Source organism: Aquirufa rosea (assembly GCF_004118285.1).
Taxonomy (GTDB): domain Bacteria; phylum Bacteroidota; class Bacteroidia; order Cytophagales; family Spirosomataceae; genus Aquirufa; species Aquirufa rosea.
Genome location: NZ_SDHY01000001.1, coordinates 604,005 through 623,193, shown reverse-complemented (window position 1 = coordinate 623,193; position 19,189 = coordinate 604,005). Strand labels below are relative to the sequence as shown.

General features: G+C 40.1%; 15 protein-coding genes. 8 read left to right on the top strand and 7 right to left on the bottom strand.

Features of this window, described 5'->3' with window-relative positions:
- Positions 1-21: 21 nt before the first annotated feature.
- Together nosZ and ESB04_RS02775 are read right to left on the bottom strand one after the other, a co-directional pair.
- Positions 22-2,001: a Sec-dependent nitrous-oxide reductase gene (gene nosZ / locus ESB04_RS02780; protein ID WP_129026024.1), complete on the bottom strand. Its 1,980-nt coding sequence runs from the start codon at positions 1,999-2,001 to the stop codon at positions 22-24.
- Positions 2,002-2,025: 24 nt separating this feature from the next.
- On the bottom strand, positions 2,026-2,490 hold the full coding sequence (locus ESB04_RS02775) for a c-type cytochrome (RefSeq protein WP_235832164.1): 465 nt from the start codon (positions 2,488-2,490) through the stop codon (positions 2,026-2,028).
- Between the two features lie 253 nt (positions 2,491-2,743).
- Here ESB04_RS02775 and ESB04_RS02770 point away from each other — a divergent pair, with 253 nt between their 5' ends.
- The 5 genes from ESB04_RS02770 (at position 2,744) to ESB04_RS02750 (ending at position 8,612) form a co-directional block, all read left to right on the top strand.
- On the top strand, positions 2,744-3,346 hold the full coding sequence (locus ESB04_RS02770; RefSeq protein WP_129026020.1) for a Crp/Fnr family transcriptional regulator: 603 nt from the start codon (positions 2,744-2,746) through the stop codon (positions 3,344-3,346).
- 4 nt (positions 3,347-3,350) lie between these two features.
- Entirely contained in the window at positions 3,351-4,580 is a 1,230-nt protein-coding gene (locus ESB04_RS02765; RefSeq protein ID WP_129026018.1) for a hypothetical protein, read from the top strand.
- 45 nt (positions 4,581-4,625) lie between these two features.
- On the top strand, positions 4,626-5,003 hold the full coding sequence (locus tag ESB04_RS02760; protein ID WP_129026016.1) for a hypothetical protein: 378 nt from the start codon (positions 4,626-4,628) through the stop codon (positions 5,001-5,003).
- A 64-nt stretch (positions 5,004-5,067) separates the two neighbouring features.
- Complete coding sequence (locus tag ESB04_RS02755) at positions 5,068-7,443, top strand: TonB-dependent receptor (protein WP_129026014.1); 2,376 nt, start codon at positions 5,068-5,070, stop codon at positions 7,441-7,443.
- A 2-nt stretch (positions 7,444-7,445) separates the two neighbouring features.
- A complete protein-coding gene (locus tag ESB04_RS02750) occupies positions 7,446-8,612 on the top strand; it encodes a hypothetical protein (RefSeq protein WP_129026012.1) in 1,167 nt (388 codons plus the stop codon).
- A gap of 60 nt (positions 8,613-8,672) precedes the next feature.
- On the opposite strand, the gene ESB04_RS02745 is transcribed toward ESB04_RS02750, so the two are convergent.
- A complete protein-coding gene (locus ESB04_RS02745; RefSeq protein WP_129026010.1) occupies positions 8,673-11,240 on the bottom strand; it encodes a TonB-dependent receptor in 2,568 nt (855 codons plus the stop codon).
- Between the two features lie 427 nt (positions 11,241-11,667).
- Between ESB04_RS02745 and ESB04_RS02740 the strand changes: the two genes are divergently transcribed.
- Genes ESB04_RS02740 through ESB04_RS02730 form a run of 3 tightly spaced genes read left to right on the top strand, consistent with a single transcriptional unit; the run spans position 11,668 to position 14,744 of the window.
- Complete coding sequence (locus ESB04_RS02740) at positions 11,668-12,981, top strand: sugar MFS transporter (protein ID WP_129026008.1); 1,314 nt, start codon at positions 11,668-11,670, stop codon at positions 12,979-12,981.
- An 11-nt stretch (positions 12,982-12,992) separates the two neighbouring features.
- Complete coding sequence (locus tag ESB04_RS02735) at positions 12,993-14,021, top strand: Gfo/Idh/MocA family protein (RefSeq protein WP_129026007.1); 1,029 nt, start codon at positions 12,993-12,995, stop codon at positions 14,019-14,021.
- A gap of 6 nt (positions 14,022-14,027) precedes the next feature.
- Positions 14,028-14,744 carry a 3-keto-disaccharide hydrolase gene (locus ESB04_RS02730; protein ID WP_129026005.1) on the top strand — a complete coding sequence of 239 codons (717 nt, stop codon included), beginning with the start codon at positions 14,028-14,030 and terminating at the stop codon, positions 14,742-14,744.
- Here the strand turns inward: ESB04_RS02730 and nagA are convergent.
- Genes nagA through ESB04_RS02710 form a run of 4 tightly spaced genes read right to left on the bottom strand, consistent with a single transcriptional unit; the run spans position 14,739 to position 19,189 of the window.
- Positions 14,739-15,944, bottom strand: a complete 1,206-nt coding sequence (gene nagA, locus ESB04_RS02725; RefSeq protein ID WP_129026003.1) for an N-acetylglucosamine-6-phosphate deacetylase — start codon at positions 15,942-15,944, stop codon at positions 14,739-14,741. The genes ESB04_RS02730 and nagA overlap by 6 nt on opposite strands.
- Entirely contained in the window at positions 15,944-16,708 is a 765-nt protein-coding gene (locus tag ESB04_RS02720) for a glucosamine-6-phosphate deaminase (protein WP_205749453.1), read from the bottom strand. Before ESB04_RS02720 ends, nagA begins: the two co-directional genes overlap by 1 nt.
- Before the next feature lie 11 nt (positions 16,709-16,719).
- Positions 16,720-17,841: an acyltransferase family protein gene (locus ESB04_RS02715; protein ID WP_129026147.1), complete on the bottom strand. Its 1,122-nt coding sequence runs from the start codon at positions 17,839-17,841 to the stop codon at positions 16,720-16,722.
- A 4-nt stretch (positions 17,842-17,845) separates the two neighbouring features.
- Positions 17,846-19,189 (bottom strand): Gfo/Idh/MocA family protein, encoded by a 1,344-nt coding sequence (locus ESB04_RS02710; protein WP_129025998.1) that lies wholly within the window; start codon positions 19,187-19,189, stop codon positions 17,846-17,848.

The following is a 19,189-nucleotide window of genomic DNA, read 5'->3' as shown; positions in this document are numbered from 1 at the left end:
CTATTCCATACTCCCCAAAGATTAGTTTTTGGCAATCGGTTTATTTTTACCTAGGCTGAAGCTTAAAGGAACATTACTTCCTTTCGGAGATACTCGAATGTATCCTGACATTTCTTGGTGTAGTGCACTACAGAAGTCGGTACAATACATTGGGAAAATACCTACTTTATCAGGTTCCCATTTTATAGTTTGTGTTTCACCAGGCATGATCAATAGTTCGGCATTGGTTGCCCCTTTAATGGCAAAGCCATGAGGTACATCCCAATCTTGTTCCAAGTTGGTTACGTGGAAATATACCACATCTCCCATTTTAATGCCTTCTATGTTATCTGGAGCAAAGTGAGAGCGAATAGAAGTCATGTACACATGAACCACATTACCTTCTCTAACCACTTTGGCTTGTCCTTCACCCTTGGTCACATACTTATTTTCATTCTCATTGATTTTGTAAAACTTAATAGAACGATCTTTCACTAAATCAGCAGAAATAGCTTGCGCATAGTGCGGTTCTCCAATGGTCGGGAAGTCCAAAATCATTTCCATTTTATCCCCACTAATATCATACAGTTGGGCACTTTGGGTTAATTCTGGGCCGGTTGGCAAGTAGCGGTCTTTGGTGATTTTATTATAAGCGATTAGGTATTTTCCGTTGGGCTTCTTGCTGTCTCCACCCGGAATACATAAGTGGCCCACGGAATAATAGGTGGGAGCACGATCCAACACTTTTAGGTCTTTGATGTTCCATTTAACCACCTCACTGGATACAAAAAAGGTAGTATAGGCATTTCCTTTTCCATCAAATTCAGTGTGCAATGGTCCAAGTCCTGGTTTTTTCACTTCTCCATACAAGGCAGCCTCGTATTTAATTACCGGAATACCTTCAAAGTCTCCATCAAATTGTTTTCCTTCAATGGCCTTGATCATTTTATCAAAGCTAAATACAGGAATCAAAGCGGCTAATTTACCTGATCCAACGATGTATTCACCTGTGGGGTCCACATCACAGCCATGAGGGGATTTAGGGCAAGGAATAAAATAGCATATATCTTTTAATGCTTTGGCATCCAACACCAACACATCCTTTTTCATTTCGGAAGTTGCCGTATGTGTTTTCTCGTTGTATTTATTATGTGCATACTTGGCGGCAATACGTTTAGCTTTTCCTGCTTTGATATATTCCTCTGCTTTTTTCCAGTTCACCGCCATGATGAAGTCTTTATCTCGTTGGGAAGCATTGACCTCCAACAAGGTATTGGCTTGTTCGGTATTATAGCAGCTGAAGAAGAACCATCCATTGGATTTGCCTTTTCCAGCATGGCTTAGGTCAAAGTTGACACCTGGGCATTCAATTTGGAAGGCTAAATCCATCTCACCACTTTCTTTTTTTACCGAAATAAAACTGATATATCCCTTGAAGTTTTCCTTGTAAGTGCTAATTGGGATATCTCCATTGGCATTATCTGGTGGAACAGAGAAACGAGTGCCTGCCACTACGTATTCAGTGTTTTCCGTAATGAAAGGGGAGGAGTGATTACCTGCACTATTCGGTAATTCAATGATTTCAGCTGTTTTAAAACTAGCTAAATCGATGCGAGCTACACGAGGGGTGTTGTTGGCATTACCAAATACCCAACGGCCATCCACTTCTCCATTGGTTTGGGAAAGCTCCGTGTGGTGCAAATCATCCCAAGGCACAAATCCATGAGAAGTATTTAACATGGGCTTGGTCTCCTCGCTGTAACCATATCCTTTCTCTGGATCAACAGAGAATACAGGAATAACACGGAACAAACGACCGCTTGGAAGGCCATAGACACTCATTTGTCCAGAAAAACCTCCCGAGACTAAATTGTAAAATTCATCGTATTTGCCGGGGGCAACATAAGCTTTTTCTGCTGAACCAGAGGAAGAAGCATTGCCAGCATTTTTTGGCTTACAAGATTGGATAGCCAATCCAGCAAGCATCAATAGCGGCAGAAATTTGGTTAACTTAGTTTTCATGTGCTTTAATTATTTGGTGAATATTTATTTTACGCCATCATTTTGACGCATAAACTCATAAAGTGATTTGGCTTCATCATCACTAAGGTTTTGATTTGGCATTCTAACCAAACAAATCTCCAACTGCGCTTGAGCTGCCGGGTCTTTGTTGATCATTTCATCGGTATTAGTCATGAAGTTTAAAATCCATGCTGGGCTATGGCGACTAGTAACACCCTTCCATCCTGGACCAACCAATTTTTCATCAGTTAATTTGTGGCAACTGCTACATTTAACATCGGAAGTAGCTTTCCCTTTTTCTGCTAAGGCTTTGTCTAAAGTTGGGCTGACAACAACGTCGGTAAATTTTCCAGTACCACGTTTTGGATCATAATCGGGGTTGGCACCACTGCTTTCGGTGGAACTAGCTGAAGCACTTGAATCCGCAGAAGAATTTGATCCTTCATTACCTCCACAGGACGTTAGCCAAAGGCCAAGAGCAAGCATCATTATTACTTTTTTCATTGTTTGATTTTTTTGTTGGGACAATGTTATCGCTCAGATTTTTCGAACTTTATGCGTGCAGTCATAAAGTGGCTCTTGAGCCTAATGCATATATATAATAGGTTACTTAAATAATTGAAAATCAGCTTATTGTGTTCATTTTTAAGCACTTTGTATAAATGTGATTTTAATCATAAATTGACATGATTTAGCTCATATTTGAACTGAAAAGAATGAGCTTGTTTCGCTTAAATTTTCAATGATGATCGACGAAAAATTACTTATTTCTTGGGGGGCTACTTATCGCACTTTGGAAAAAAACGAAGTGCTTTTTTCCGAGGGAATGGAATGTGCTTACTACTACCAATTGGTCGATGGACAATTGAAATGGGTGAACATTTCGGATGACGGCAAAGAGTATCTTCAGCGTTTGATAAATCCAGGGGAGAGCTTTGGGGAGATTCCTTTATTTGATGACGAACCTTATGCTGCTTCAGCCTTTGCATTGGTAAAATCTACCGTGATTCGTCTTTCCAAAGCTAGTTTTCAAACACTAATGAAGGAGCATCCAGAAATTCACCTTCAATTTTCCAAACGATTGGCTCAGCTTTTAAGATTCAAGTTCTTTATGCTGAAAGAAATGAGTAGCAATGAGCCCGAAAAATTGGTCGTGGCAGTGTTGAATTATTTAAAAGAAACGCAACAATACGTGACTTCGGAAGATCATTTGGTGCAATTAACCCGCCAGCAAATTGCAGATTTGACTGGTTTGCGGGTAGAAACAGTGATTCGTGTCATTCGGAATTTGCACCTAGATGGCAGGTTGAAAATTGAAAATCGAAAAGTGTTTTTATTTGATTAGGGATATGGAAGCGAAAGGAATCAATTTTTGGGTAAAAGTAGCTTTATTTAATCTAGTGGTGGTGGCACTGTTAGGGGTACTTTTACGCTATAAAATTGCTTTCTCATGGCCATGGATTCAACAAAAACATTTACTTCATGGGCATTCCCATTTTGCTTTTGCGGCATGGGTGGGACAAATGATCATGACCTTGATAGGTTTCTCCCTGAATGAACGGAATCAACAACAGGTTTCCTTCCAATTTAAATCATTATTATTTTGGAATAGCCTGGTGGCCTTTTTTATGCTATTTGCCTTTGTGTACCAAGGTTACGGCTTTATTTCTATCTTTTTCTCTACTTGGAGCACTGCTATTAATTATGTTTTTTGTTGGCGAGTTTGGCGGAATTTAAATCAAAATAAGTCGCTGACAACGGGAGATTATTACATTAAAGCAAGTATCATTTTTAATGTGCTATCTTCCCTAGGAACAATGTATTTAGGCTATTTGATGTCCAATAAAATCAATCATGCTGAGATGTATTTGGCTTCCGTGTATTACTATTTACATTTTCAATACAATGGCTATTTTATATTCTCTTGCTTGGGTTTGTTTACTTATTTCCTTGAAGCCCATCAGCTTCAAGTACCGAGGGAAAAAATAGTTTTTTATTTGATGGCTGTGAGTTTAGCTCCTGCCTATTTATTGTCTATCATTTGGGCTAAATTACCCTTATATATGTATTTGATTTTGGTCTTGGCTGCATTTACTCAACTCGGTGCTTGGTTTTATTGGCTTCTCCAAATTTTCCGACAAAGAGCATTCATCAAGCCTCATGTATCAGCCTTAAATACTTTTTTGTGGATCTTAGTGGCTCTAGCTGCTAGTTTAAAATTTAGTCTTCAGGGTTTGTCGGTACTCCCGAGCCTCAGTGAATATGCCTTTGGGTTTAGACCCGTAGTGATTGCTTATTTGCATCTGGTATTATTGGGGGTAGTTACCTTGTTTTTATTGGGATATGCCTTGAATAAAGGCTATATAGTTTTGAATAATTGGTTGCCCATAGGTCTGTTTATTTTCATTTTGGGAATATTATTGAACGAATTAATTCTGATGTTACAAGGGATGAGCTTTTTGAATTTAGTACAAATACCTTTCAGCAATCAGTTACTCTTTGGGGTAGCCCTAATCATGATGAGCGGAACTATGGTATTGTTTTGTAGTCAAAATAAGCCCCGGGCATCTTTAAAGTGAAAACATTGCCCTAGTATGATTTTAATAGTTTAATTTTGTCCATTCATGAACCGAGTAATAGCCCTAATTTTATTGATTGCCATTCAATTGCCTCTGATGAGTCAATGGGCATCAGTGGCATATTACCAAGTTAATAGGAATTATATCGCTAAAAATCTTTGTGTTAACCGCGACAAGCCTAAATTAAACTGTAACGGACAGTGTTATTTGGCTAAAAAATTGAAGGCAGCCGAGGACAAAGAGCAAAAAACCAATTCAGAGCGATTGGAAAAAATGCCTGAGATTCAATTGGCCTGTGAATCTGTGGATCATTTAACCTTTTTGGCCTCCTTTTCAGACCTCTCTGAAAATCATTTTTCCATGGCAACCATGGCCCCTAAGAGTATTCCTGAGTTAACATTTCACCCTCCTCAAATTAGCTAATTTCTTGAAACCATTGTCTTGGACTTTAGTGCCAAGCTTATTTTCTCATGTAAATTAGTTTAAAATGAAAGCTTTATTTTTAGCAGTCATAAGCATGCTATCGCTAGCAAGTTATGCTCAAATAGGTACCTATAAAATCTTAAATGCCAGTACTCAAGAACCCATCATTGGAGCCTCCTGCCTCCGTGACAATCGATTGATAGCCTTGAGCAATGAACGAGGTGAATTCATATCCCAACGTTTTCAATCTCAAGAAGAATATGTATTTAGTGCCTTAGGATACAAATCTTTAAGGTTGAAAGGTGATGCCATCCCTTCCATTATTCAGATGGAAGAAGCCTCCTTGGATTTAGCGGCGGTAATTGTAACCGCATCCCGACAAGCCGCTTTGCGTACGGAAACTCCCATAGCTATTCACAAAATACCCGCAAATTTACTTCAAGATACCAAGGCCATCCAATTAACCGAATTGCTTAACAAGGTCCCAGGTGTGGTGATGTTAAACTATAACAATGAGCAACATGCCATGGGCATTCGACAGCCCTTTGGAACCTCGGCGTATTTTTTATACATGGAGGATGGCCTGCCATTGCGTCCGTTGGGTGTGTTTAATCACAATGCTTTGATTGAAAGTAATTTACAAGGCATAAATTCCATCGAAGTTATTAAAGGACCCGCTTCTTCATTATATGGACCCGAAGCAGTAGGAGGGGCAGTCAATTTAATCAGCAAAGTGGCTCCCGGTATTCCTACCGCCACGATTGGTTTTCAGGGAGATGAATGGGGATATTTACGTACCCAGTTTACTGCTGGCGGACAATTGACAAAAAAATGGTCCATCATGACGGGAGGCTATATAGCTAAACAAAAAAATTCTTGGGCTTCCAATTCAGATTTTGATAAGTCATCTATTCAAGTAAGATTGGATTTTCAACTCTCTACTAAAAGCAAATTGTGGGCTTCTTGGGCTTATAATGATTATTTTTCTCAAACAGGTGGAAATATTGACAGCATAGGTTACTATTCCAGAAGCTATAAAAGTCCTGCCGATTTTACTTACCGCAGTTCTTACTCTTCTCGTTCAAGAATTACTCTAGAGCACCAGGGTGATGATCAATCTATTTCCAGTTTGACTGCTTTTTATCGCGATAATGCTTTGGGGCAAAATCCGGCCTATAGTATTGCTTGGACAGCACCATCCACTACGGCTTCTGGCCAAGTTAATTCGAATAATTTCACGAGTTGGGGACTGATGGGTCAGCACAGTAGGAAGTTCACATTTCTGGATGCTAAATTGGTAATGGGATTTCTATTAGACCGCTCCCCAAATACTTATTGGGCTTATAAATTAAATTTATCTGCTACGCTTAGACCTGATAAGAAGTCGGTGGAGAAATATGAGATTGCTCAAGCTTTGCCCAACAATTTTCTTTCCAATTATCAAGCCATTATTTGGAATAAGGCAGTTTATGCCCAATGGGATTTGAATCCCACCGAGCGATGGAGAATTTCCCTGGGTGGAAGATACGATGACATGTCATTTGATTACACTAATTTCATAGACCAAAGTATTATTGGATCTAAATCCTATGCCCAGTTTTCTCCTAAAATTGGGATGACCTATGAGGCTAGTTCATCCCTTGGTTTTTATGCCAATTATTCCAAGGGTTTTTCTCCTCCTGCATTATCGGCGGTATTTAGGACACGTCCAGTAGCACAGGCGACCGCAACGGGAGAAAAGTTTTATTTAAGTATTGACCCTGCTGTGTTCCATAATGTGGAGACGGGGGGATGGGCCTCTTTGTTTCAAACTAAATTGTTTTTGGACTACTCTATTTATCGCCTAAGTGGTCAGAATGAATTGTTGGGTATTCGTCAGCCAGATAATTCCACCGATTACCAAAGTGCAGGTAAAACCCTGCATGAAGGTATTGAATATGCCATTTCATATCGTCCTGACAATCAATGGAATTTTAGATTAGGCGCTACTAATGCCCGTCACATTTTTGTGGATTTTGTCTTGAGTCAAAAAGCCTCCGACGCTATCAGAAATGTAAACCAAAAGGAAATGCCTCAAGCTCCACATTTTATTGCTAACGCTGAGATTACCTATAAACCTAATTGGCTAAAAGGAGCCAGAGTATCATTGGAGTGGCAGCGAATAAGTACTTGGTATCAAAATCAAGTGAATACGGTGGTGTATGCTGATCCAGGATTTGCAGGATTGCCTGGCGTGTCGGTATTGAATTTACGCTGGGGCTATCAGTGGAAAGCCTATCAAATCTTCATGAATGTGATGAACCTTTCCAATGAATTATATGCCAATTCAGCTAGCCGGGGTAATAATGTCAATGATAAAAGTACTTACACTCCTGCAGCACCCAGAACCATCAATATGGGCTTGCAAGTGGATATTTTTCAATTGTTTAAATCGAAGTAGTCATGAAAATATCGATGCTATTAATCTTAGTCCTAAGTGTATATTTGACTCATGCTCAACAAGTATCTGATGCCAAAAGAGTTGCCATGGACCCTTCTTTTGCAATTAAAAAGGATGGAAGTCCCGTGCTTTCCTGGGTTGAAAAACATGGCGATTCTGCTTTGTTTTTCAGAAAAGTATGGAGCAAAGCAAGTCAATCTTGGTTGGCTTCAGAAGCCATTCCTATTCATCCGAAGGCATCTACCCATGCGGAGGGAATGCCGAAATTGGCTTATAAGTCGGACGGTACTTGTATTTTGTTGTATGAGTTAAATAAGCCTTCAGAGAAATCCCGATTCAGTGGAGATTTGTATTATGCCATGGAAAACCAAGGTAAGTGGACGAAGGCACAAACGATACATCAAGATACCATTGCCGGGCTAAGCCACTCCTTCGGGAAGATTTTTCCATTGCCGAATGGACAAATTGGTGCTCTTTGGCTGGATGTCAAGCTGGGACCTAAAGGCAGAACCTTGGTTTATGCAGAGACGGATAATAATCAGGGTTTTGGTTCTATGCGTGTCTTGGATAAGCAGACCTGTGAATGTTGTCGGATTGATGCCATCGCAGATGAACAAGGTAATATGGATATTATTTATCGGGATTTAAATAATATTGGAGAGCGGGACATGGCTTATATTCATTCGAGTGATTTTGGAAAGACATTTTCTGAGCCAATCACTTGGGTTGAAGACCATTGGCAGGTAAATGCTTGTCCACACGCTGGACCCAGTTTAGCCCGAGGCCCCAAGGGCTTGGAGGCGGCTTGGTATACAGGAGCTAGTAGTGGTTCGGGAATAAAATGGTCCTATCAAAATAAAAAAGAAATGATTTTACACTTGAAGGGGGATAAATACCGTCAAGCACAATTGGCATCTAATCCTAAGGGAGAGGTGGCCTTGGTATATGCGCAAATCAAGCAGGATGGAGAGCGTTATTACAAGCAGATTGGGATTTATGTCAAGGATATTTCTGGTAAATTAAGGCACGAACTGGTTTCAGATCCTTTATCGGATTGTTCTTATCCCGTTATCACTTGGAATGGCAAGGCTTGGCTATTGGCCTATGAATCTTGGAAAGGAGAGGAGAGGGTAATAGTGTCCAAAGAGATATTTTCTATCAAGTACTAAGCTGGTATAAAATAAACAATCCCCGAATTCGGGGATTGTTTACGTAGAAGAGTGGATTAATTAATAGTTAAACCTTAAGGTAAGTCCGTAAGTGGCTGGATCACCCAGCACCGCCGCATAGTGTCCAGCATTTCCTGCCGCAGGTAATAACTGCTCGAAATAATCTCGATCCAATATATTTCTTCCCCAAGCGAAAATTGAGAAGCCATTGGAAGCTCTGAAGCCAATTCGACCATTGACAAGATTATAGCCTGCAATGTTTAGGTATTTGGATGGTGAGGCACTGGAAGAAAAAGTAGAACGAGCATAAGTATCTACACCGATAAAGAAATTACCTTTTAGCGATAGGAATTTAGCAGAGTGAATATACTCACCGCTTAATGATCCGGCCCATTTAGAAATTCCTGGTAATTCTCCACCTGAAATATCTTTAAAGGCAGAAGCTGCGCCTGTTTCTTCTAGGGGCACTGGAGCATTTTTGAAGGAAACATAAATTCCATCCGTATAAGAAAGAGCTCCTGTGAAAGTAAAGTGGCTGTTAATTCGAATACTTCCATCTAATTCGACACCTTGTACTCGCACTTTTTCGGCATTGGCTAAATATCCTCTGTTGACACCTACCTCGGCAGTTTGAACTTGGGTTTGATAATCTTGAATTTCAGTGTTGTAAACTGTTAAATTCAAGGTAGATTGAATACTTGGTTTGGTTTTTAGTCCTAGTTCATAATGGGTCACAAATTCAGGTTTTACTCGTGCCAAATCGATTAATACCACACCATTCGCACTAGGTAATCCGCCCAGATTGACGCCCACAGGTTTGTAGCTATTGGCATAGGTTCCAAATAAATTTACAGATTTATTGGGTTTATAAGCCAAAGTAACTTGACCAGAGAGATTATTTTCATTCACACTAAAATTAAATGCTTGGTTAGTATATAAGCCGTTTTTCAAGGCCAATAAGGCGGGGTCTGTAGTCTGCAAACCACCATAGGTTTCTCTTTTATAGTCCACATCTTTTTTGTCGTAGTTAAATCGAATTCCTGGCAACACATGGATTTTATCGGTTATCTTCCAGTCGATTTGACTAAACACCGCTGCTCCTAAGGTATGTAGACGAGAGGTAGTTCGGGTACCAAAACCATCAAATAAACCAGGTGTTTTCCAAAGCGCAGAAGTAGAACTTTGGGCAAATCGCCACTGGGCAGAGCCAGATTCTTCTGTTTGTACTGGATTGGAAGTAAGAATTTGATCTATTAAGAATATGCCAAATACACCACTTAAACTTTCTGTGAATTGCCCAGAATATCGAACTTCTTGCGTCCATTGGTCATGTCGGGAATTTCCCTGTGACTTAGTTAAAACCGGTAATCCGATGAAATCACGGTCATTGGATGGATCCCAAATCCAGTAGCGCCATGCGGTGGTTGAGGTTAAAGTTCCTTTTCCAATTTTTGCATCTACGTTGATGGAAGCACCACCAAAATCATTGTTGACACGCCAAGGAGAATCAGCATCTGTGATGCGATCAAATGGATTGGTCGTAGGCAATTTATAACCTAAATCTGCAATGATGGCATTGAATTGACGGTAGGCAGCTCTTTGAGTTGGAACTACACCCGCCACCACAGTGGCATTTCCATCGGGTCTTTGTCTAGCATTATCTCCTGCAAAAGTGATATTGACATACTCTGAAGGGGTGTACAATAACTGTGCTCTGAATCCTAAGTTATTTAAGGCGTTGGTTGGTTTTAAGGTGGTCAAATTGTAAATCGTACCATCCCGTTGTGTACCTGAAAAGGAAAGTCTAGCGGCCAGTTTTTTGCTTAATGGGCCAGTAACGGAAGTTTTTACTTGGATGTAATTCAAATTTCCATAACTAGCTTCAAAAGAAACACCTTGCGTGAAACTAGGAGCTCGAGTAGTAATATTAAAGGCACCTGCTGTGGTATTTTTTCCAAAAAGTGTCCCCTGTGGACCACGCAGAACTTCAATACGATCTACATCGACAAAATCGATGGCAGTGGCAGCTGGTCTGGCATAATAGACTCCATCCACATAAAAACCAACTCCTGGGTCAATACCATCATTGGTTAAACCAAATGATGATCCCAAACCTCGAATATTTAAGGTAGTGTTTCGACCGTTGGAAGAATATAATTGAACAGACGGGATTAATTCTTTCAATCGATTGGGATTAAATGCCCCTGCATCTTCAGCTACCGCACCGCGAATCACCGAAATGGGAATAGGTATATCTTGACTGGATTCCTGTCGTCTGCGAGAGGTAACCACCACATCGCTTAGTTCATTTGTACTTTCTTCTAACCTAATTTCCACTTGGTGGCTATTAATGAGTATTTCCTTTTTTTGGTATCCCACATATGAAACCACTAATGTAAATGGAAGTTTTTGAGCCGTGATTAAGGTGAATTCCCCATTGGCATCCGTGCTGGCACCATTGGTAACCCCTTTGATAAATACGGAGGCACCGATAATGAATTCATTGGTGCGTGCATCAAGAATCTTACCCGAAATCTTGGCATTGATGATGGGTTTTTCTTGGGCGAATGAAAGGAGTGGTACTAGACCTAGTAGAATTAATAGAACTAATTTAGAAAATTGTTTCATGGTATATTAGAGTGGATTATGGGTGTGATTATTATATTTTATTTATCATGATTGGCCTTGTGAGGCTTTGAATCATTGTTGATTTTCTCAACTCGATGGCAAATTAAAGACATTATTCTATTAAGTATATATATTTAATAGACTAAATAAATAAAATTCTTTATTTTGTTCTGGTGAAACTTGAAATTGTATAAAATATCGCACCTTGAATAAGCCTATTTCTACAAATCAAGAATAAAAAATGTCAAAAGTGAAAGAGGATCTTATGTTTTAATTTCGGCTAATTGGCGTAAAAAAATCTCTCTGTCAGGTTTAAGCAGGTTTGTTTTTTAGGTGAATTCCTTTAACTTGGATCAAGTAAAACCTATTAAAACTGCTACTTGTTGCTTCATTTCACAAGTAGTGTAATCTAAGTACTGTTCATACGATGAGTCAAGCGGTCTCCATTTCTGCTTTAAGTAAGCGGGATACCCAGGTATCCATACTGATTATAGGCTTCATGTTTTTTATCTTCGGATTTGTTTCTTGGGTCAATGCTATTTTGATTCCATATTTTAAAATTGGCTGTGAACTGAGCAATTTTCAGGCCTATTTTGTCACTTTTGCCTTTTACATTTCCTATTTCGTTATGTCCGTTCCTGCTTCATTCTTACTAAAGAAAGTGGGATTTAAACGTGGAATGATGATGGGTTTTTGGCTAATGTCATTGGGGGCCTTTATTTTTTTACCAGCCTCTATGACTCGAACATATCCCATTTTTTTATTTGGATTATTTACCCTGGGTGCAGGTTTGGCTATATTACAAACTGCTGCTAATCCCTATATCACCGTGTTGGGTCCTCAGGAAAGTGCCGCTCAGCGCATTTCCATCATGGGGATATTCAATAAGGGAGCAGGCGTTTTGGCTCCATTGGTATTTGCTGCGGTCATTTTAAAAGCAACGGACAGTGATTTATTTAAAAATTTGGCCAATATGTCAGGGGAGGCAAGAAATGCTGCTTTGGATGAATTGGTTGGACGAGTTACCGTTCCCTATGCAATTGTTGGAAGCGTTTTGTTTTTATTGGGTTTAGTAGTGCGTTATTCTCCTTTGCCAGAAATTGACACAGATGCTGAGTCGGAAGAATTGGCCATGGTCAATTCAAGTAAACATAATATTTTTCAATTCCCTCATTTGATTTTGGGTGCTCTTGCCATCTTCCTACACGTGGGTACTCAAGTAATTGCCATAGATACCATTATTGGTTATGCAGGTTCCATGAATATTCCACTCATGGACGCAAAAGTTTTTCCATCCTATACTCTCTTGGCTACTATCGCCGGTTATATTTTGGGAATCATCTTTATTCCTAAATTCATATCCCAAGTCAATGCCTTTAGAATCTGTACCATCTTAGGGACTCTTTTTACTTTGGGTATTTTATGGGCACAGGGAGAAGTGAACTTTATGGGCCATCAAGTGGATCTTTCCATTTGTTTTGTGGTTTTATTAGGCCTAGCTAATTCCTTGATTTGGGCGGGTATTTGGCCATTGGCATTGGACGGTTTAGGTAAGTTCACCAAACTAGGTGCCTCCATTTTAATCATGGGACTATGTGGAAACGCTATCATGCCTTTGTTTTATGGCTATTTTGCAGATTTGTATGATTTACGTTCAGCCTATTGGGTCTTGTTTCCTTGTTATTTATACCTCGTATTTTACTCTATTTATGGTCATAAAATCAGAAAATGGATTTTCTGAATTCCTATATTATGAAGAAATTATTTAAGTCTCGTCGAGCATTTTTACAACAAGGTAGCCTAACCAGCTTATCCTTGTTAAGTACTACATCTTGGGCTACAATTTCTACCCATTCCAATCTAAAAATGGCAGAAATAGGAAAACGCATTGGAATCATAGGTTTAGACACTTCTCATGTGACGGCATTCACCAAGGCCTTGAACGCGCCCAATGCCACCCAATATGCTGGCTTTAAAATTGTAGCAGCTTACCCCCACGGAAGTAAGGACATCGTTTCCAGTGCCGAACGTATTCCGGGTTATACAGCAGAGGTGCAAAAATATGGCGTAGAAATTGTCCATTCCATACAGGACTTATTGACCAAAGTGGATGTGGTTATGCTAGAAACTAACGATGGAAGGTTGCATTTGGAACAAGCCATGGAGGTATTCAAAGCAGGCAAAAGAATGTTTATCGATAAACCCATAGCGGCCTCTTTAAAAGATACTCAAGCTATATTCGCTGCCTCGGAGAAATACCAAGTACCTATTTTCTCGGCTTCATCTTTACGCTATTCACCTAGCGTGCAAGAAATTCGTGCCGGTAAAGTGGGGAAGGTCAATGGTGCAGATGCATTTAGTCCTATGAAATTAGAAAAAACACATCCCGACTTGTTTTGGTACGGTATTCACGGTGTGGAGACTTTGTTTACTATGATGGGAACAGGTTGCCAACAAGTGAATCGATACATTAACGAGGATCAGGAAGTGGTGGTAGGTGTTTGGCAAGATGGCCGAATCGGGACATTTAGGGGGATAAAAAATGGTAAACAGGAATATGGCGGTACAGCTTTTGGTACTAACTCTGTGGCTCATTTAGGACCTTATGGAGGATACGATCCTTTATTGCTAAAAATTATAGAGTTTTTCCAAACAGGTATTCCTCCTGTTTCCAAGGAAGAAACCTTGGAGATTTTCGCTTTTATGGAAGCTGCCGATGAAAGTAAACGCAAGAAGGGTGCATCCGTTAAGCTTGCCGACATGTATTCAAAAATTAAATAATTCAAAATGAAAATCGTTTATAGTCTATTGATTGCTAGTATGTTATGTGCTTGTACAAGAGATAATGTTTTAACTCGTGCCGAAAAAAAAGCGGGTTATGCCTTGTTATTTGATGGTAAGAGTACTCAAGGGTGGCGAGGTGCATTTATGAATGAGTTTCCTAAAAAAGGCTGGGTGGTTCGTGATGGCACTTTGTTAGGAGAGTTGAGTGATGGAGGAGAGGCCGCAGATGCTGGCGATATTGTCAGCATTAAGAAATATCGAAATTTTGATCTAAGTTTTGATTGGAAATTGGGAAAATTGGGTAATTCTGGAGTGAAATATTTGGTGGAGGAAAAGCTTCCTAAAGCCACAGGTGGCTCTCAACCGGGCTATGAATATCAATTGATTGATGATGCAGATTTTATCTACAACGATAAGCATTTGCCTGCCGACATTAAAACGGGCTCTCTATACCAAATAGCAGCTGCCAACAAGCCTGATGTGGATATTTCAACTTGGCATCGCTCCAGAATCGTTTTTAATCAGGATCAAATTGAACATTATTTAGATGGGAAATTGATTGTGTCCATCAACCGTAAATCGAAGGCATTTATGGATGGTTTTCAACAAAGCAAATTCAAATCTTTTCCCAATTACCCTTTGATCCAAGAGGGACATATCCTATTGCAGGATCATGGCCATAATGTAGCCTTTAAAAACATCAAGATTAAAGAATTATAGTGAATGGTTGGGATCGTAGATGATTCGTCCATTGACCATGGTCATTTGGATGTTGATGTCCTTGTCAAAGATTAGGATATCGGCATCTTTGTTTCGGCTCAAACTGCCTTTTTGCTGGTCCACTTGAAGAATTCTGGCAGGTACTAAGGAAATCATTTGAATAATATCCTCCAAGGCTATGTCTGTCATTTGAAGCATGGTTCTCACCAAACGATTGGTCGTTGCGATGCTGCCAGCAAATGCACTTCTATCAGGTAATTTTGCCACGCCATCCTCTACAATAACGGCTAAACCTTTGTCCTTATGACCTAGCACGGAATGATCCGTATCTTGTCCTGCCGCTCGCATAGCATCGGTTATCAAGGCAATTTTGGAAGTACCTTTGATTTTGTGAATCAATCTCAATAAACTAGAGGGTAAATGCACGCCATCTGCTATGATTTCCACATCCATTTCGTCTATTAAATAGCCCGCCTCTACTGCGCCAGCATATCGGAAAGCGTTTTTTCGGGTAACTCCCGACATGGCTGAATAAAAATGGGTGGCTAGGCTATAACCATGTTGAAAGGCTGTTTCAACCTCCTCACAAATAGCATCTGTATGAGCTAGGGCAACCAAAACTCCTTTTTTTCTAGCGTAATCTGCAAATTCCAAGGCGCCGGGTAATTCAGGTGCAGCTGACCACCGTCGGATACAGTTATAATTTTCCAAAAGATCAGTGTACTCAGCTGGATCAGGATTTCGTATATATTTTGGATCTTGCGCTCCTCGTTGACTTAATGCAAAGTACGGGCCTTCTAAGTGCATGCCTAAAAAACTAGCGCCCTCTGTATGGCTGGCATGGGCTTTTTGATAGGCTTCCAAGGTTAAAATTAAATCCTCCTTTTCACTGGTCAAAGTGGTAGGAAGCATAGCCGTAGTTCCAAATCTTGCATGCGTTTTAGCAATTTCTAAAAACGCTTCTACCGTTCCATCCATGAAGTCGTGTCCGCCTCCACCATGCAAGTGAATATCGATGAAGCCTGGCGAAATGAAATTTCCGGCAGCATTTATTTCAATGGCACCCGGAAAGTCCAATTCTCCTTCAGCAATTTCCACGATTTTACCATTTTCCACCAATACCGTACCCACAGGGAGAATTCCATTCGGTAAAATGACAGAACCATGGTAGATTTTATATCGTGTTATCAGTGATTCCATTAGGCTATGAATGCTTGTTTTTTCAAATCTGCCGATAGTAATTCGGCCGAATGGATGTCTAAAAACATGGAGCAATCAGTGTGCTTTTGTAAGATACTGGCAGGATACCAAGGACTCACTTCATTTTCTAAACAGTTTTTAACGGCCTCTGCTTTACGGAAATCTGGAACCGATGAAATGATTTTGCTGGAAGCCATAATGTGTTGAATGGACATACTAATAGCCTGTGTTGGAACATCTTCTAAAGTAGGAAACCATCCTTCGCCCATTTGTTGTTTCCGACAAGCTTCATCTAATTCAACTACCAAATAGGGGTCTTTAGTTTCAAAATTTGCCGGAGGATCATTAAAGGCTAAATGCCCATTTTCTCCAATGCCTACCAAGGCTACATCGATGGGATGTTGGCTAATGATACTATTTAGTCTAGTGCATTCCGCTTGGGCATCCGTCTCTCCATTGATTAAATGGAAGGATTTTAAGTTAGGAACGAGCTGAATAAATCGCTCTTTTAAATATTTTCTAAAACTGGCAGGATGGCTTTCTGACAATCCAATGTATTCATCTAAATGGAACAAATTAACCAAACTCCAATCAATCTCTTTTTCCTGAATTAACTGATTCAGGGTTTCAAATTGACTAGTACCTGTCGCCAAAATTATATTGGCCTGTCCGTTTTCTTGGATGGCTTTTTTAATATGCTCGGCCGCTAAACTTCCTGCAGCTTGCCCTAAGTGCTTTGGGGTTGAAAAAATATGTAGTTTCAAAATAATAGGTTTTAAACACGTAAAAAGACCTTTTTCTCGTAAAGGAATCTTAAAAATACCCATTTAATCAGGATCACACAAGCCACAGCCATGATTATTGAATACGGCTCGCCCAGGAGTTGAAATAACCAAGTAAACAAGGCCTTGTTCGTATAATCCCAATCTAAGAAATGTCCAGAAAGGTATATCAGGATGGAATTCATACCGATGACCTGAAAGAAAAAGGACCATTTTTGATAGCCTTTTACATCAATGACAAAATAGAAAATGGCTAACAAAATAAGACTCAAACCCGTGGTTTGCAGTACAAAAGAACTAGACCACATGTTTTTATTGATAGGAAAATCTAGGTTCCATAATTGAGCCAGCACCAAGGAGCCAATTCCTGCATAAATCATCCATTTAACCTTAGTCATTGGGGCTATTTCAGGCTTTTTAAGGTAGATTCCGGTGATAATTCCTGCCAAGGCCGTGCTTATAGCGGGAATATTATTAAAAAAGCCCACGGTATCATGTATGCCTCTTGAGAGCCTTCCTGGTAAAATACTTCGATCCACATAGGATGCAAAATTGCCTTGCTCGGTTAAATCACCCAATGGAAAGCCCGGTGCGGATGTGAACTTTAAGATGAGCCAATACGCAATCAATAAACCGGAGAACCAGTAGATTTGAGCTTTATCTTTAAAATATAAATAGATGATATTGGCCAACATATAGGCTATACCGATTCTTCCCAAAACACTCGAGAATCGGATTTCAGCGATAGGTTTAATTTCTAAACCCTCGTTATAAATAATGCCTAAAATGACTAGCATCAATCCTCTCTGTACTACCTTTCTAAGTACCTCAGCCTTTGATTTTCCCAGTTCAAGCGATCTACCAATGGAATAGGGGGTTGATACCCCCGCCAAAAATAAAAATAGCGGAAAAATCAGATCATAGATTCTGAATCCATCCCATTTGACATGTTTGAATTGATGGGCTAGGGCCTGCCAAAAGGGCGATTGACTTTGATCGGCAATTTTGTGAATGAGTTCATCCGCCCCCATAATCCAAAACATATCAAAGCCCCTCAGCGCATCCAATGAATGCAGACGCTGATGTATAAATGAGTCATTGTTGGAACTGGCCATCAGTTTAGATTTTTGGTTCCCAACCTTTTTCATAGGTTCTACTCCAAAACTTCATGGCTTCTTTGTCGTTCACAATATGCCCATTGGTTGGATCTATTTGCAAACTTCTACCCACTCGCTGTGCGATATTACCCAATTGAACCAACAACGTACTCTGATGTCCACTGACGATGTCTGAATTCAAGGAAGTCCCTTTTTTTATGCCATCAAATAGGTTTTGAATATGCAAAGCATCCAAATTAGATGCTGGGTCAGCTAAATTGCGGGCATCTACTGCAAAATCATTTTTCACCTCTTTTACTAAATTATTTTTAAGGTCGAAAATCTTGTAGGAGTTACCACTTTCAATCAACATGGATCCTTGCTCTGCATAGAAAATCACGCCGACACTTTGGCCCTCGGTAGATTTACCATTGCAACTTCTTCCTTCCCAAGTAATGAGTGATTTATTGGCAAACTCTAAGTTAATCATTTGGGTATCTGGAGTTTCCCAATCATCTTGATAACGGTATCTTCCGCCATTGGAGCTTACTTTGGTAGGATACTCTACATTTAAACCCCAACGGGCTAAATCCACCATGTGGGTACCATTGTTTAAGGCTTCACCGGTTCCCCAGTGCCAAAACCAATGCCAATTATAGTGAATTAAATTATCCTTGAAGGCTTTTCTAGGAGCTGGTCCTTGCCATAAATCATAATTTAACCAAGAAGGAACAGCAGTTTCTTTCCCTATACCAATGGAAGGACGGTTATTCGTATACCAGGTTTTCGCATAATAGGGCTTTCCAATGACCCCCGCATGTAATTCGGCAATGGCTGCGGCCACATTAGGCCATGACCTGCGCTGGTTACCCATTTGTAAGATTCGATTGTGTTTGGCAGCTGCCTTTACTAATAATTCCCCTTCGTTGGGATTGTGCGAACAAGGTTTTTCTAAATACACATGTTTTCCGGCTGAACAGGCCAGTATCGCTGCAGGTGCATGCCAATGGTCAGGTGCGGTAACTATTAACACATCTACATCCTTATCTTCTAATGCATTTCTGAAGTCGGGTGTAGCTTTAGGTCTTTTTTGTTGAATTTTCTCAATGGCATTAATACAGATATCAGCTGCGCGAGTATCCACATCGCTGACATGCAAGACTTCACAGTTTTTTTGTGCAGCAAAATTCTTTCCCACGGCTAAGCCCCTACTGTTCACACCCATGCAGGCGACGGTAATTTTTTCATTCGCTCCTAAAATGCGGTGATAGCTTTTGGCTGAGAAGCAAGGAAGGATTCCTCCTAAGGATAAAACGGCTGCCCCTGTGGAAGCCTTTTTTATGAAATTTCTGCGTGAATTTTTCAT